Annotated in this window: 12 protein-coding genes; 5 read left to right on the top strand and 7 right to left on the bottom strand. The window is 74.2% G+C overall.

Going from position 1 to position 11,608, the window contains the following annotated elements; all coding sequences use genetic code 11:
* Positions 1 to 24 precede the first annotated feature (24 nt).
* The 3 genes from ACFWH7_RS15200 to ACFWH7_RS15190 all read left to right on the top strand — a co-directional run bounded on the left by ACFWH7_RS15200 (position 25) and on the right by ACFWH7_RS15190 (position 1,889).
* Positions 25 to 345 (top strand): hypothetical protein, encoded by a 321-nt coding sequence (locus ACFWH7_RS15200; protein WP_378217443.1) that lies wholly within the window; start codon positions 25 to 27, stop codon positions 343 to 345.
* Between the two features lie 136 nt (positions 346 to 481).
* Complete coding sequence (locus ACFWH7_RS15195; protein ID WP_378217441.1) at positions 482 to 1,552, top strand: chymotrypsin family serine protease; 1,071 nt, start codon at positions 482 to 484, stop codon at positions 1,550 to 1,552.
* A 76-nt stretch (positions 1,553 to 1,628) separates the two neighbouring features.
* The gene (locus ACFWH7_RS15190) at positions 1,629 to 1,889 is read left to right on the top strand and encodes a hypothetical protein (RefSeq protein WP_378217438.1); all 261 of its coding nucleotides are present in this window, start codon (positions 1,629 to 1,631) and stop codon (positions 1,887 to 1,889) included.
* 42 nt (positions 1,890 to 1,931) lie between these two features.
* Here ACFWH7_RS15190 and ACFWH7_RS15185 read toward each other — a convergent pair whose 3' ends face one another.
* The 3 genes from ACFWH7_RS15185 to ACFWH7_RS15175 are packed head-to-tail and all read right to left on the bottom strand — an operon-like array spanning position 1,932 to position 5,504.
* On the bottom strand, positions 1,932 to 4,259 hold the full coding sequence (locus ACFWH7_RS15185; protein WP_378217436.1) for a heavy metal translocating P-type ATPase: 2,328 nt from the start codon (positions 4,257 to 4,259) through the stop codon (positions 1,932 to 1,934).
* A 49-nt stretch (positions 4,260 to 4,308) separates the two neighbouring features.
* Positions 4,309 to 5,289 (bottom strand): heavy-metal-associated domain-containing protein, encoded by a 981-nt coding sequence (locus ACFWH7_RS15180; protein ID WP_378217434.1) that lies wholly within the window; start codon positions 5,287 to 5,289, stop codon positions 4,309 to 4,311.
* On the bottom strand, positions 5,286 to 5,504 hold the full coding sequence (locus tag ACFWH7_RS15175; protein WP_378217432.1) for a heavy-metal-associated domain-containing protein: 219 nt from the start codon (positions 5,502 to 5,504) through the stop codon (positions 5,286 to 5,288). The genes ACFWH7_RS15180 and ACFWH7_RS15175 overlap by 4 nt, the downstream gene beginning before the upstream one ends.
* A 99-nt stretch (positions 5,505 to 5,603) precedes the next feature.
* Here ACFWH7_RS15175 and ACFWH7_RS15170 point away from each other — a divergent pair, with 99 nt between their 5' ends.
* Positions 5,604 to 7,640: an NHL domain-containing thioredoxin family protein gene (locus ACFWH7_RS15170; RefSeq protein ID WP_378217430.1), complete on the top strand. Its 2,037-nt coding sequence runs from the start codon at positions 5,604 to 5,606 to the stop codon at positions 7,638 to 7,640.
* 115 nt (positions 7,641 to 7,755) lie between these two features.
* Here ACFWH7_RS15170 and ACFWH7_RS15165 read toward each other — a convergent pair whose 3' ends face one another.
* From ACFWH7_RS15165 to ACFWH7_RS15150, 4 genes are all read right to left on the bottom strand, one after another.
* A complete protein-coding gene (locus ACFWH7_RS15165; RefSeq protein WP_378217428.1) occupies positions 7,756 to 8,220 on the bottom strand; it encodes a PTS sugar transporter subunit IIA in 465 nt (154 codons plus the stop codon).
* The gene (locus ACFWH7_RS15160) at positions 8,220 to 8,450 is read right to left on the bottom strand and encodes a PTS transporter subunit EIIB (RefSeq protein ID WP_047231877.1); all 231 of its coding nucleotides are present in this window, start codon (positions 8,448 to 8,450) and stop codon (positions 8,220 to 8,222) included. The genes ACFWH7_RS15165 and ACFWH7_RS15160 overlap by 1 nt, the downstream gene beginning before the upstream one ends.
* 138 nt (positions 8,451 to 8,588) lie before the next feature.
* Positions 8,589 to 8,834: a PTS transporter subunit EIIB gene (locus ACFWH7_RS15155; protein ID WP_024839826.1), complete on the bottom strand. Its 246-nt coding sequence runs from the start codon at positions 8,832 to 8,834 to the stop codon at positions 8,589 to 8,591.
* Positions 8,831 to 9,763: a GntR family transcriptional regulator gene (locus ACFWH7_RS15150; protein ID WP_378217425.1), complete on the bottom strand. Its 933-nt coding sequence runs from the start codon at positions 9,761 to 9,763 to the stop codon at positions 8,831 to 8,833. Before ACFWH7_RS15150 ends, ACFWH7_RS15155 begins: the two co-directional genes overlap by 4 nt.
* Before the next feature lie 273 nt (positions 9,764 to 10,036).
* Between ACFWH7_RS15150 and ACFWH7_RS15145 the strand changes: the two genes are divergently transcribed.
* Positions 10,037 to 11,434 (top strand): PTS transporter subunit EIIC, encoded by a 1,398-nt coding sequence (locus tag ACFWH7_RS15145; RefSeq protein WP_378217422.1) that lies wholly within the window; start codon positions 10,037 to 10,039, stop codon positions 11,432 to 11,434.
* Positions 11,435 to 11,608: the final 174 nt, after the last annotated feature.

Raw genomic sequence — 11,608 nt, 5'->3', positions numbered from 1 at the left:
CGCCAGCACGAGAGGATGCCCCGCATGACGCACGGGGGCACGGCAGCGGGACGACGGTGGACCGAGCGCGCAGGGCGGCTCGCGACGGCGCTGGGGGTCGTCGGGGCGGTCGTCGGGGCCGCGCTGCTCGTCGCGTGGGCGAACCGGTGGTACGTCGCGGAGATGTTCGCGAGGTCCGCGGGCGGACCGGACGGTGCGGACTGGTGGTACGTGTACGACCGCCTGCACCAGGCGCACGCGGCCCTCGTCGCGGCGGTCGTCGCGCTCGCCGTCGCGGCGTTCCTGTGGACCGTCGGGCGCCGGGCGCGGCGCTCGGGTCTCGCGGTCGAGCCACCGCGGACCTGAGCGCGTCGCCGTGTCGCGTGCCGCGTCAGGGCAGTCCCCGGCGTGGCGCGGTGCGGGTGTGGGCGGCTGCCGTCAGACTCGCTCGGCAGGACGCGGACGGCGGGAGCCGTTCGTCGGGCGAGGGGACGGTGCACCGATGGACCAGCAGAAGGCACGAGAGATCAAGTCGCAGCTCGCGGACTACGCGCGCGAGCTCGCGGAGCGGTCCGGGGTGGCGATCGAGGCGCGTGACGTGCCCGACGCTGCCGAGGTCGTGCGCGCGCCCACCCTCGCGATCGGCCTCGCCCCGCACGACGACGGCGGGTACGCCATCGCGGTCCGGTACCGGTTGGGCGTGCCGACCGCGCGCAGCATCGCGCGCAAGGTCGCCTCGGAGGCGGGGGACACGGTCGACGTGCGACGCACGGGACGGATCCGCCCGCTCACCGGTCCGACGGCGCGCGGTGGCGCAGGGGACGACAGGCCCGGGGTGCGCCCGCCCGTCGTCACCGCGTACGCGACGGGGGAGACGGGCCGGGTCCGGCCGCTGCGTCCGGGTGTCTCGATCGCCCACGTGGACGTGACCGCCGGGACGCTCGGCGCGTTCGTGCGCGTCGGCGAGCCGCCCGTGGCGGGCGCGGACGCCCCGTCGGTCTACGCGCTCTCGAACTGGCACGTGCTCGCGGGCTCGCCGTCCGCCCGGGTCGGGGACGTCGTCGTGCAGCCCGGCCCGGCCGACGGAGGCAGCGCGCCCGACGACCGCGTCGGCACCCTCGCGGCGCTCGTCCCGCTGGAGGCGGGCGTCACGCAGACCGTCGACGCCGCCGTCGCGCTCCTCGACGACCCCGCCGTGGACCCGGACTATCCCGTCGGCCGGGTCACGGAGACGGCGGTCGCCCTGGGCGGCGAGGTGGTCGGCAAGTCCGGCCGGACCACCGGCGTCACGGCGGGCCGCGTCACGGCCATCGAGCTCGACGACGTCGTGGTGGGCTACGGCGACGGCCTCGGCGCGCTGCGGTTCGACGACCAGATCGAGGTCGAGTCGACGGGCGACGGGCCGTTCTCGCGCGGCGGCGACTCGGGGTCGCTCGTGTACCGGGAGGACGGGGTCGCGCTCGGCCTCCTCTTCGCAGGGTCGGAGACGGGCGGCGCGAACGGCAGCGGCCTCACGTACTGCAACCCGGTCGGGACGGTGCTGGAGCGGCTCGGCGCGACGCTGCTCGGCTGACGGCACCCGGCAAGGACTCCTGGCCCTGCCGCGAACGCCCCGACGGGCGCACAATGGGTCCGGGAGGTGGTTCGCCGTGGCGACCCTCGAACGAGCCCGCGAGGCCAAGGCCGCGCTCCGCGACGAGCTGGCGGGCCTCGACGGAGTGACCGGCGTCGGGATCGCCCGCGCCGACGTGTCGGGTGCGCCCGTGCGCGGCCCGCGGGCGCAGGACGTCGTCGACGACTGGCTGCTGCGCGTCAACGTGACCTCCGACGCCGTCGACGTCCCCGACACCGTCGACGGCGTCGAGGTCGAGGTGCGCGTCGTCGGGGACGTCACGGCGTCGCGCGTCTGAGACCCGGCGCCCGGACGAGGACCGTCCGAGCGCCGGACGGCCTCACGACGCGCGCGCGGGGAGGACCGTGTCGGCGGGCACGCCCGGGGTGGTGACCGCCGGCTCCGGGTTCGTGGCCCGGCTCGTGAACGACCGCAGGCGCAGGCTGTTGCCCACGACGAAGACGCTGGAGAACGCCATCGCGGCGCCCGCGAGCATGGGGTTGAGCAGGCCGAGCGCGGCCAGCGGGATCGCGGCGACGTTGTAGGCGAAGGCCCAGAACAGGTTCACCTTGATCGTGCCGAGCGTCCGCCGCGCGAGGCGGATCGCGTCGGCCGCGGAGCGGAGGTCGCCCCGCACGAGCGTGATGTCGGCGGCCTCGATCGCGACGTCCGTGCCCGTCCCCATGGCCAGCCCCAGGTCCGCCTGGGCGAGGGCCGCGGCGTCGTTCACGCCGTCGCCGACCATCGCGACGACCTTGCCCTCGCCCTGGAGCCGGCTGACGACGTCGACCTTGTCGCGCGGCATGACCTCGGCGATCACCTCGTCGATGCCGACCTCGGCCGCGATCCGGCGTGCGACGGTCGCGTTGTCGCCGGTGAGGAGCACCGGGGTGAGCCCGAGCGCGCGGAGCTGGCGGATCGCCTCGGCGCTCGTGGGCCTGACCGTGTCGGCCACCACGAGGATCCCGCGGGCGCGCCCGTCCCAGCCGACGACGACGGCCGTGCCGCCCTGCTCCTCGGCGCGCGCCTTGGCGTCGGCGAGCTCGCGCGGGAGGTGCTGCGCCCACTCGGCGAGGAGGGACTCGCGGCCGACGAGGACGGCGTGCCCGTCCACGACGCCCTGCACGCCCTTGCCCTCGACGTTGGTGAACTCCGCAACCACGGGGAGCGGGCCCACCTCCTGGGCGGCGCCCCGGGCGATCGCCCGGGCGACCGGGTGCTCCGAGGCGTCCTCGAGCGCCCCGGCGAGGCGCAGGAGCTCGGCGCGGTCGACCCCGGTGCCGGTGCCGACGTCGGTCAGCGTCATGACGCCCGTGGTCACGGTCCCCGTCTTGTCGAGCACGACGGTGTCCACGGCGCGCGTGGACTCCAGCACCTCGGGTCCCTTGATGAGGATGCCCATCTGCGCGCCGCGCCCTGTCCCGACGAGCAGCGCAGTCGGGGTGGCGAGGCCGAGGGCGCACGGGCACGCGATGATGAGGACCGCGACGGCGGCCGTGAACGCGGCCGAGGCGGGCGCGCCCGCGCCGAGCCACGCGCCGAGGGTGCCGACGGCGATCGCGATGGCGACGGGGACGAAGACCGCCGAGACGCGGTCGGCGAGCCGCTGGACCTGGGCCTTGCCGGACTGGGCGTCCTCGACGAGCCGGGCCATCTGCGCGAGCTGCGTGTCGCCGCCGACGCGCGTCGCGCGCACGACGAGGCGTCCGCCCGCGTTGACGGTCGCGCCGGTGACGGCGTCGCCCTCGCCCACCTCGACGGGCACGGACTCGCCCGTGAGCATCGAGGCGTCGACGGCGGAGGTGCCGGCGACGACGGTGCCGTCCGTGGCGATCTTCTCGCCGGGGCGCACGACGAACTCGTCGCCCACGGCGAGCTCGGAGATCGGGATGCGGGTCTCGGCGCCGTCGCGCAGCACCGCCACGTCCTTGGCGCCGAGCTCGAGCAGGGCGCGCAGCGCGGCGCCGGCCTGCCGCTTGGACCGCTTCTCGAAGTAGCGGCCGGCGAGGATGAAGGTCGTGACGCCGGCCGCGACCTCCAGGTAGATGTTCCCGGCGCCGTCGGTGGCCGCGACGGACAGCGTGAACGGGTGCGTCATGCCCGGCTCCCCGGCCGTGCCCAGGAACAGGGCGTAGAGGGACCAGAGGAACGCGGCGCTGGTCCCGACGGAGATGAGGGTGTCCATCGTCGCCGCGCCGTGGCGCAGGTTGGTCCACGCGGCGCGGTGGAACGGCCAGGCCGCCCACACGACGACCGGCGCGGCGAGCGCGAGGCTGGCCCACTGCCAGTACGTGAACTGGAGCGCAGGGACCATCGCCATCGCGATGACCGGGACCGAGAGCACCACGGCCCCGACCAGGCGCTGCCGCAGCGCGGTGAGCTCGGGGTCGGCGTCCTCCGCCTCGGCCGACGCCGGGACCTCGGGGTCCTCGACGCGCGGGAGCTGCGCGGTGTAGCCGGTCTTCTCGACCTCGGCGATGAGCGTGGCGGCGTCGACGCCCTCCGGGACGGTGACCTTCGCCTTCTCCGTCGCGTAGTTCACGGTCGCGGTGACGCCCTCGAGCTTGTTGAGCTTCTTCTCGATCCGCATCGCGCACGAGGCGCACGTCATCCCGCCGATCTCGAGCTCGACGAACGTCCCCGGTGACGGGGCGGCCGGTGCCGTCATGAGGTCCTCCTTCCGGCCCGGCGGCGTGCTGCCGGGTGTGCGGGTGTGGTCAGTGGTCGTGCGTCGCCGGGTCGTGACCGGCGGCGGGGGCGTCGTCCGGCGCGGGGGCGGGAGCGCCGTCGGCCGTCGCCTCGACGACGAACGCCGCCGTGCGCACCTGGCCCTCCACCTGGAAGTCGAGGTACAGCAGGTACCGGCCCGGCGTCGGTGCCTCGACGCCGAACGTCACGGTCGGGCCGGATACCTGGCCCGCCTCCGGCTCGTCCCCCTCGGGGTGCGCGTGCAGATAGGCGAGGTCGCCGTCGCGCAGTGCGACGAGGTGCCCGTAGGCGCCCAGGTAGGGCTCGAGCGTGGTGACCGGCTGGCCGTCGCGGGTGACCTTGACGGTCAGCCGGGAGGCCGTGCCGGCCTCGAGATGGCCGTCGAGCGCGACGTCGTAGCCGTCGACCGACGCCGTGGTGGAGACCTCGGCGTCGCGGACCGGGGCGAGGTCGCCCGCGACGTCGACCGTGCGGGTCAGCGTGACGGCGTCGCCCGCGCTGGGCGCGGCGTCCGCGTAGACGCGGTAGGTCCCGGCGGCGTCCCAGGTCCACGGCAGCGACCAGCGCCCGTCCGCGTCCATCTCAGGGTGGACGTGCCGGAAGTGCGCGCCGTCGGAGCGCACGACGATCAGGTGCAGCCGCTGCTCGTGCGCGACGTCGAACTCCGTGACGGGCTCGCCGGCGGGGTCGGTGACGGTGAAGACCAGCTCGCCGGCCTCGCCCACCGTCCCGGGGGCCTCGACCTCGCCCAGCACGTAGCCGTCCTGCTCCAGGGACAGTCCGCGTGTCATGCCCGCTCCTCTCGTGCTCTCCTGCTCGCGGTCACCGGCCGGCGTGCGCTGCTCCTCGGAGGCATGCTCCGGGGCGTGCGAGGGGGCGGGGTCCGGCACGGCGTCCTCCGGGACGACGGCCCCGGCGATCGCGGCCGAGGCGACGAACACGACGCCGAGCCCTGCGGCGTACAGTCCGATCCGCGCTGGGGCTCTCATGGCACCCGCACCGCCTGGTACCCGGCCTCGTCGACGGCGGCCACGACCGCGGCGTCGTCGAAGGGCTGGTCGGCCGTGACGACGAGCCGACCGGTGGTGGCGCTCACGTCGATCGCGGAGACGCCGGGCACCTGCCCGACCTCCTCGCGCACCGACATCTCGCAGTGGCCGCAGGTCATGCCGGTCACCTGGTACTCGATCTCGACGATGCTCATCGCGTTCCTTCTTCGTCCCGGATACCCCGGCGGGGTATCGAACGATGGCGAATATACCCACCAGGGGTATGTGAGTCAAGGGTCGGAGGTCGCGCGACAATGGGAGGCGTGACCTCCGAGCGACTTCCCCGCGTCCGCGCGTCCGAGCTGGTCGGCCGCGGCTGGCTCAACACCGGCGGCAAGACCCTGACTCTCGCGGACCTGCGGGGGAAGATCGTGGTGGCCGACTTCTGGACCTTCTGCTGCGTCAACTGCCTGCACGTCCTCGACGAGCTGCGCGAGCTCGAAGAGGCCCACCGTGACGTGCTGGTGATCGTGGGCGTGCACTCGCCCAAGTTCGAGCACGAGGCGGACCCGGTGGCGCTCGCGGCCGCGGTCGAGCGGTACGAGGTGCACCACCCCGTGCTCGACGACCCCGAGCTCGTCACGTGGTCCGCCTACGCCGCGCGCGCCTGGCCGACGCTCGTCGTCATCGACCCCGAGGGCTACGTCGTCGCGCAGATGGCGGGGGAGGGGCACGCGTCCGCGATCGCCGCCCTCGTCGAGGAGCTCGTCGCCGAGCACGACGCGAAGGGCACGCTGCACCGGGGCGACGGCCCGTACGTGCCGCCCGCGCCGTCGTCGGGCACGCTGCGCTTCCCCGCGAAGGCGATCGAGCTGCCCGGCGGCAACCTGCTCGTCGCGGACGCCGGGCACCACTCGCTCGCCGAGCTCCTGCCCGACGGCGAGTCGCTCGTCCGGCGCATCGGGTCCGGCGAGCGTGGGCTCGCCGACGGCGGCCCCGACGACGCGCGGTTCGCCGAGCCCAACGGGTTGTGCCTCGTCCCGGTCGAGCTGCGGTCGTGGCTCGAGTACGACGTCGTCGTCGCGGACACGGCGAACCACGTCCTGCGCGGCGTGCGCCTCGCCGACGGGCGCGTGACGACCGTCGCGGGCACGGGCGAGCAGTTCATGGTGGGCGGGGTCGAGAACGTCGTGCTGCGGGAGGGCCGACGGGGCGCCGAGATCACGGGCCACGGGCCTGCCGAGCCGGGCGGCCAGTACGCGCCGCTCGACGTGCGCCTCTCGTCACCCTGGGACGTGGCCTGGTCGCAGGACCTCGCGGCGTTCGTCGTCGCGATGGCAGGCAACCACACGCTGTGGGCGTTCGACGGCGAGCAGGGCTCGATGACGCACCTCGCCGGGACGATGAACGAGGGCCTGGAGGACGGGTTGGGCGTCTCCGCGTGGTTCGCGCAGCCGTCCGGGCTGGCCGTCGGTGCGGACCGGGCGATCTGGGTCGCGGACTCGGAGACGTCGGCGCTGCGTCGCGTGACCACGGTGCCCGGCGGGGGCGTCGAGGTCCGGACCGCCGTGGGCCAGGGACTGTTCGACTTCGGCCACCGCGACGGCCCGGCCGAGCAGGCGCTCATGCAGCACCCGCTCGGCGTCGCGACGCTGCCCGACGGGAGCGTCGTCGTCGCCGACACCTACGACGGCGCGCTGCGCCGGTTCGCCCCGGCGGCTGGTGACGCCGGGAGCGTCGGCGACGACACCTCCGGGACGCGGATCGCCGGCGACGTCACGACCCTGGCGACGGACCTCGCCGAGCCGAGCGGCGTCGTCGTGCAGGTGGGCGAAGGGCCTGACGGCGCGCCGCAGGTCCACCTGCTCGTCGTGGAGTCCGCGGCGCACCGGCTCACGCGCGTCGCGCTGCCCGCGTCGCTCGCGGGCGAGGTGCTCGACGGCGGCGCGCACCGCACGCAGCGGCCCGTCACGGACATCGAGGCAGGGTCGCTGTGGCTCGACGTCCCGTTCGTCCCGGCGCCGGGGCAGAAGCTCGACGACCGGTTCGGCCCGTCGACGGAGCTGCGCGTGAGCGCCACCCCGTCCGAGCTGCTGCTGTCGGGAGACGGGACCGGCGTCGAGCTCGGACGCGACCTCGTCATCAACCCCGAGGTCCGCGAGGGCGTGCTGCACGTGACCGCGCGGGCAGCCTCCTGCGACGTCGTCCCGCTCGGCCCCGACGGCGAGCCCGACCCCGACGTCTTCCCCGCGTGCCACCTCGCGCAGCAGGACTGGGGCGTCCCGGTCCGCGTGGTCGACCGCGGCGAGCCGGGCGACGTCCCGTCCCTCACGCTCCCGCTGCGCGGCTGACCGCACGACCGAGGTGCGCCGAACCCGGACTTGTCGCTCCGGACTCGGCCGAGCCCGGGGACATCGCCGGGTTCGGCCTCGGGCTGGCCGGCAACCCCGGGTTCGGCACCGGGCGTCAGCCCCAGGTGAGGAGCTCCTCGCCGTGGGCGGCCCACGCGCCGACCTCGGCGAGCGAGGTCACGTCGTCGGGGACCGCCTCGAGCGCGACGACCGGGCACACGGCCGACCGGCCGCCGGCACGGACGGCCTTCGGGTCCCACGAGACGAGCACGGTGCCGCGCTCGACGTGGTCGCCCTGCGCGACGTGCGTGGTGAAGCCCTCGCCGCCGAGCTGGACGGTGTTGATCCCGAGGTGCACGAGGACGGCGCGGCCGTCGTCGTGCTGCACGACGAACGCGTGCGGGTGGAGCTTGACGACCGTGCCCGTGATGGGCGCGACGGCCTCGCCGCCCTGCGCGTCGTCGGGCTCGACGGCGAGCCCCGGCCCGACGAGCCCCGCGGAGAAGACGGGGTCCTCGACGTCGGCGACGTCGATGACCGTGCCCGTGACGGGGACGAGCACCGTGAGCGGCGCGGCCATCAGCGCAGGTCCTCGATGTCGGAGGCGATGTTGTCGGCGTCCGGGCCGACGATGACCTGGATCGCGGCGCCCGACCGCACGACGGCGATCGCCCCGGCCGCGGTCAGGGTCGCGTCGTCGACGAGCGCCGGGTCCTCGACCTCGACGCGCAGGCGCGTGATGCACGCCTCCAGGTCGACGACGTTCGCGTCGCCGCCGAGGCCTCGGAGAATCTGCTCTGCCTTGCTCACGGGTGCTCCTCGTGGTCCGGGTCCGGCCGGAGCCGGGTCAGGTGTCCCGACCGGCTGCCGTGCCGGTCGGGGTGCGCGGGGCGCGCGGGGTCGGGACGCCGTCGTCGGGGGTGGTGCGACGGCGGTGCTGCCGGGTCCTCACATGAGGTCGGCGAGATCGGACGCGATCGTGTCGACCTGCGGGCCGACGACGACCTGGACGACCCGGCCGTTGACCATGACGCCGAACGCTCCGGCGCGCCGCAGGAGCGCGGCGTCGACGAGCGCGGGGTCCTTGACGAGCGATCTCAGCCGGGTGGTGCACGGGTCGATCTCGTCGATGTTCGCCACCCCGCCGAGCCCGGCGAGGATCGTCGCGGCGCGCTCTGCGTCGGACTGTGTCATCGGTCGTTCCCTTCGGTCGCCCGGGCCGGCACTGGCACGGGGTCGAGGTGGTCGGTGGGCGTCGGGTCGGGGGTGGTCGTCGCCTCGGTCGCGACCGCGCGCGGGACGAGCGTCGGGCGGGCCTCGCGCAGCGGGACGAACACGCTGTACCGGTCGCCGCGGTAGCTCGACCGCGAGTACATGAGCGGCGCGTCGCCCGCGAACGTGCGGCGCACGGTGCGCATGACTGCCCGTGACGCGCGCAGCCCGAGGAGCTTCTGCTCCTGGACCGTGGCGTCGGACGCGGTGATCGTGTCCTCGCCCCACGTGGGGGCCAGGCCGCGCTCGCGCAGGGCGCCGTAGAGGCTCTCGGGGACGCCGTCGGCGAGCAGGTCCGGGGCGAGGTCGACGGGGATCCACGCCTCCTCGACGCTCATCGGAGACCCGTCGGCGGAGCGCAGGCGCACCACGTGGTGCATGGGGTCGCCCGTCGCGCGCCCGAGCGACTCGGCGACCGACGCCGGCGCGGGGACCGTGCCGACCTCGAGCACGTCCGTACCCGGCTCCATGCCGCGCCGTCGTGCCTCCTCGCCGAACGTCGTGAGGCGCATCTCGAAGTCCGCACGGGGCGGTGCGACGAACGTCCCACGGCCCTGCGCGCGCTCGAGCACGCCCTCCGTCACGAGCGCGTCGATCGCCTGGCGCACGGTCATGCGCGAGACGCCGAACTTCTCCGTCAGGCTGCGCTCGGACGGCACGGCGTCGCCGACGGAGAGCTCGCTCGCCACGAGGTCGGCGAGGTAGGCGCGCACCGTGAGGTACTTGTGCTCGCTCGCCTGTGATCGTGACCTGCTCATCGTCGTGCCGCGTCCTCGTCCTCGTCCGGGTCCTACGTCCGTGTCCGCGCCCTGTCCGAGCGGACGGCCCTGCGTCGGTGCCTCGATCTCCACGGGTGCATTCTCCGTCGTCCGACCTGCGGCGACGCGGGCCGTGGACCTGTCCGTGTGTCCCGGGTCACCTCCGGGGGTTGACACATCATGAGGTCTAGACCACTCTTCCTGCAAGTGGTCCAGACAACCTGGACCGGGTGTCCGGGGACGACGACCCCAGGTCTTCTCGTCGTGCCCAGGGACCGGCAACGACGCCCGTACGACGTCGCGCCACAGCCGCCGCTCGACGCATCCCGGCCTGCGCCCCAGGCCCACCCAGGAGGAGAACGACACATGACCACCGTCGCCGAACCGACGAGGACGAAGAAGGGGGTACCCGGCTTCGCGCAGCTCCAACGCGTCGGGCGCTCCCTCATGCTGCCCATCGCGTCCCTGCCCGCCGCCGCGCTGCTGCTGCGCCTGGGTCAGCCCGACATGCTCGGGGCCGATGGCGTCGCCGGCACCTTCGCGTGGATGCAGCCCGTCGCCGACGTGCTCAACGCGGCCGGAAGCGCGTTGTTCAACAACCTCCCGATCATCTTCGCCCTCGGCGTCGCGGTCGGGTACGCGAAGAAGGCTGACGGCACGACGGGGCTCGCGGCCCTCATCGGGTATCTCGTGTTCGCCGGCGTCAGCGACACGCTGTCGCCCTACGTCCTGGGCGAGCCCGCCGAGGGCGAGGCGCAGGAGCTCATCAACTACGGCGTGCTCGGCGGCATCGTCATCGGACTGACGGCCGCGCTGCTATACCAGAAGTACTACCGGATCAAGCTGCCGCAGTACCTCGCGTTCTTCGGCGGGCGACGTTTCGTGCCGATCGTCACGGCCGGGGTGTCCGTCGTCATCGCCGTCGTGGGCGCCCTCATCTACCCGGCGTTCGACTGGCTCATCAACGACACGATCGGCGGGTTCGTCACAGGGTCGACGATCCTCGGCGCGTTCATCTTCGGCACGCTCAACCGCCTGCTCCTGCCGATCGGCCTGCACCACCTGCTCAACTCGCTGCCGTGGTTCCAGTTCGGCGAGTACACCTCACCCGACGGTGACGTCGCGAACGGGGACATCTTCCGGTTCCTGGCCGGTGACCCCACGGCCGGCACGTTCCTCACCGGCTTCTTCCCCATCATGATGTTCGCCCTCCCGGCCGCGGCGCTCGCCATCGTCCACACCGCAAAGCCGGCCCAGCGCAAGGTCGTCGCGGGCATCATGGGCTCCGCCGCGCTCGTCTCGTTCGTCACGGGCGTCACCGAGCCGCTCGAGTTCGCGTTCGTGTTCGTGGCCTACCCGCTGTACGTCATCCACGCGGTCCTCACGGGGACGTCGCTCGCCCTGGTCAACGCCCTCGGCATCCGCGACGGCTTCGGGTTCTCGGCGGGCGCGATCGACTACCTGCTGAACTTCCGGATCGCCGAGATGCCCCTCCTGCTCATCCCGATCGGGCTCGGGTACGCGCTGATCTACTACTTCCTCTTCCGCTTCGTCATCACGCGCTGGAACCTGCGGACCCCCGGTCGGGAGGACGACGCCGACGGCGCCGTCGCGGTGACGGGAGCCGCGGGTGCGGCCGACGCCCCGGTGGCCGAGGCGCCGGCGTCCGAGGGCCCGGCGACGGGGCGCGACGACCGCGCCGCCGGTGGCACCGAGGCCGATGTCCCGAGCCGCACCGGCTCGGGCGGTGGAGGCACGGCGTGACCGTCGCCGACGACGCGACGCGCGCACCTGCGCGGGTCTCCGACCCGGGGGGGGGTGGGAGGGGGTGGGCGCCCACCCAGGGGTGTGGTGGGGGGGGGGGGTTGTGGACAACCGAGACAACCACCCACCCAGGCCCCCCCACAACCGCGCACACACCAGAACACAAAAAGAGCC

Source organism: Cellulosimicrobium cellulans (assembly GCF_042723955.1).
In the GTDB taxonomy this organism is placed as follows: domain Bacteria; phylum Actinomycetota; class Actinomycetes; order Actinomycetales; family Cellulomonadaceae; genus Cellulosimicrobium; species Cellulosimicrobium cellulans_H.
This window is presented reverse-complemented; position numbering and strand designations above follow the sequence as displayed.

Coding starts and splice junctions, on each gene's coding strand:
- ACFWH7_RS15195 (WP_378217441.1), top strand. CDS start 482: ATGGACCAGCAGAAGGCACGAGAGATCAAGTCGCAGCTCGCGGACTAC.
- ACFWH7_RS15185 (WP_378217436.1), bottom strand. CDS start 4,259: ATGACGGCACCGGCCGCCCCGTCACCGGGGACGTTCGTCGAGCTCGAG.
- ACFWH7_RS15165 (WP_378217428.1), bottom strand. CDS start 8,220: ATGGCCGCGCCGCTCACGGTGCTCGTCCCCGTCACGGGCACGGTCATC.
- ACFWH7_RS15175 (WP_378217432.1), bottom strand. CDS start 5,504: ATGAGCATCGTCGAGATCGAGTACCAGGTGACCGGCATGACCTGCGGC.
- ACFWH7_RS15145 (WP_378217422.1), top strand. CDS start 10,037: ATGACCACCGTCGCCGAACCGACGAGGACGAAGAAGGGGGTACCCGGC.
- ACFWH7_RS15180 (WP_378217434.1), bottom strand. CDS start 5,289: ATGAGAGCCCCAGCGCGGATCGGACTGTACGCCGCAGGGCTCGGCGTC.
- ACFWH7_RS15200 (WP_378217443.1), top strand. CDS start 25: ATGACGCACGGGGGCACGGCAGCGGGACGACGGTGGACCGAGCGCGCA.
- ACFWH7_RS15170 (WP_378217430.1), top strand. CDS start 5,604: ATGGGAGGCGTGACCTCCGAGCGACTTCCCCGCGTCCGCGCGTCCGAG.
- ACFWH7_RS15155 (WP_024839826.1), bottom strand. CDS start 8,834: ATGACACAGTCCGACGCAGAGCGCGCCGCGACGATCCTCGCCGGGCTC.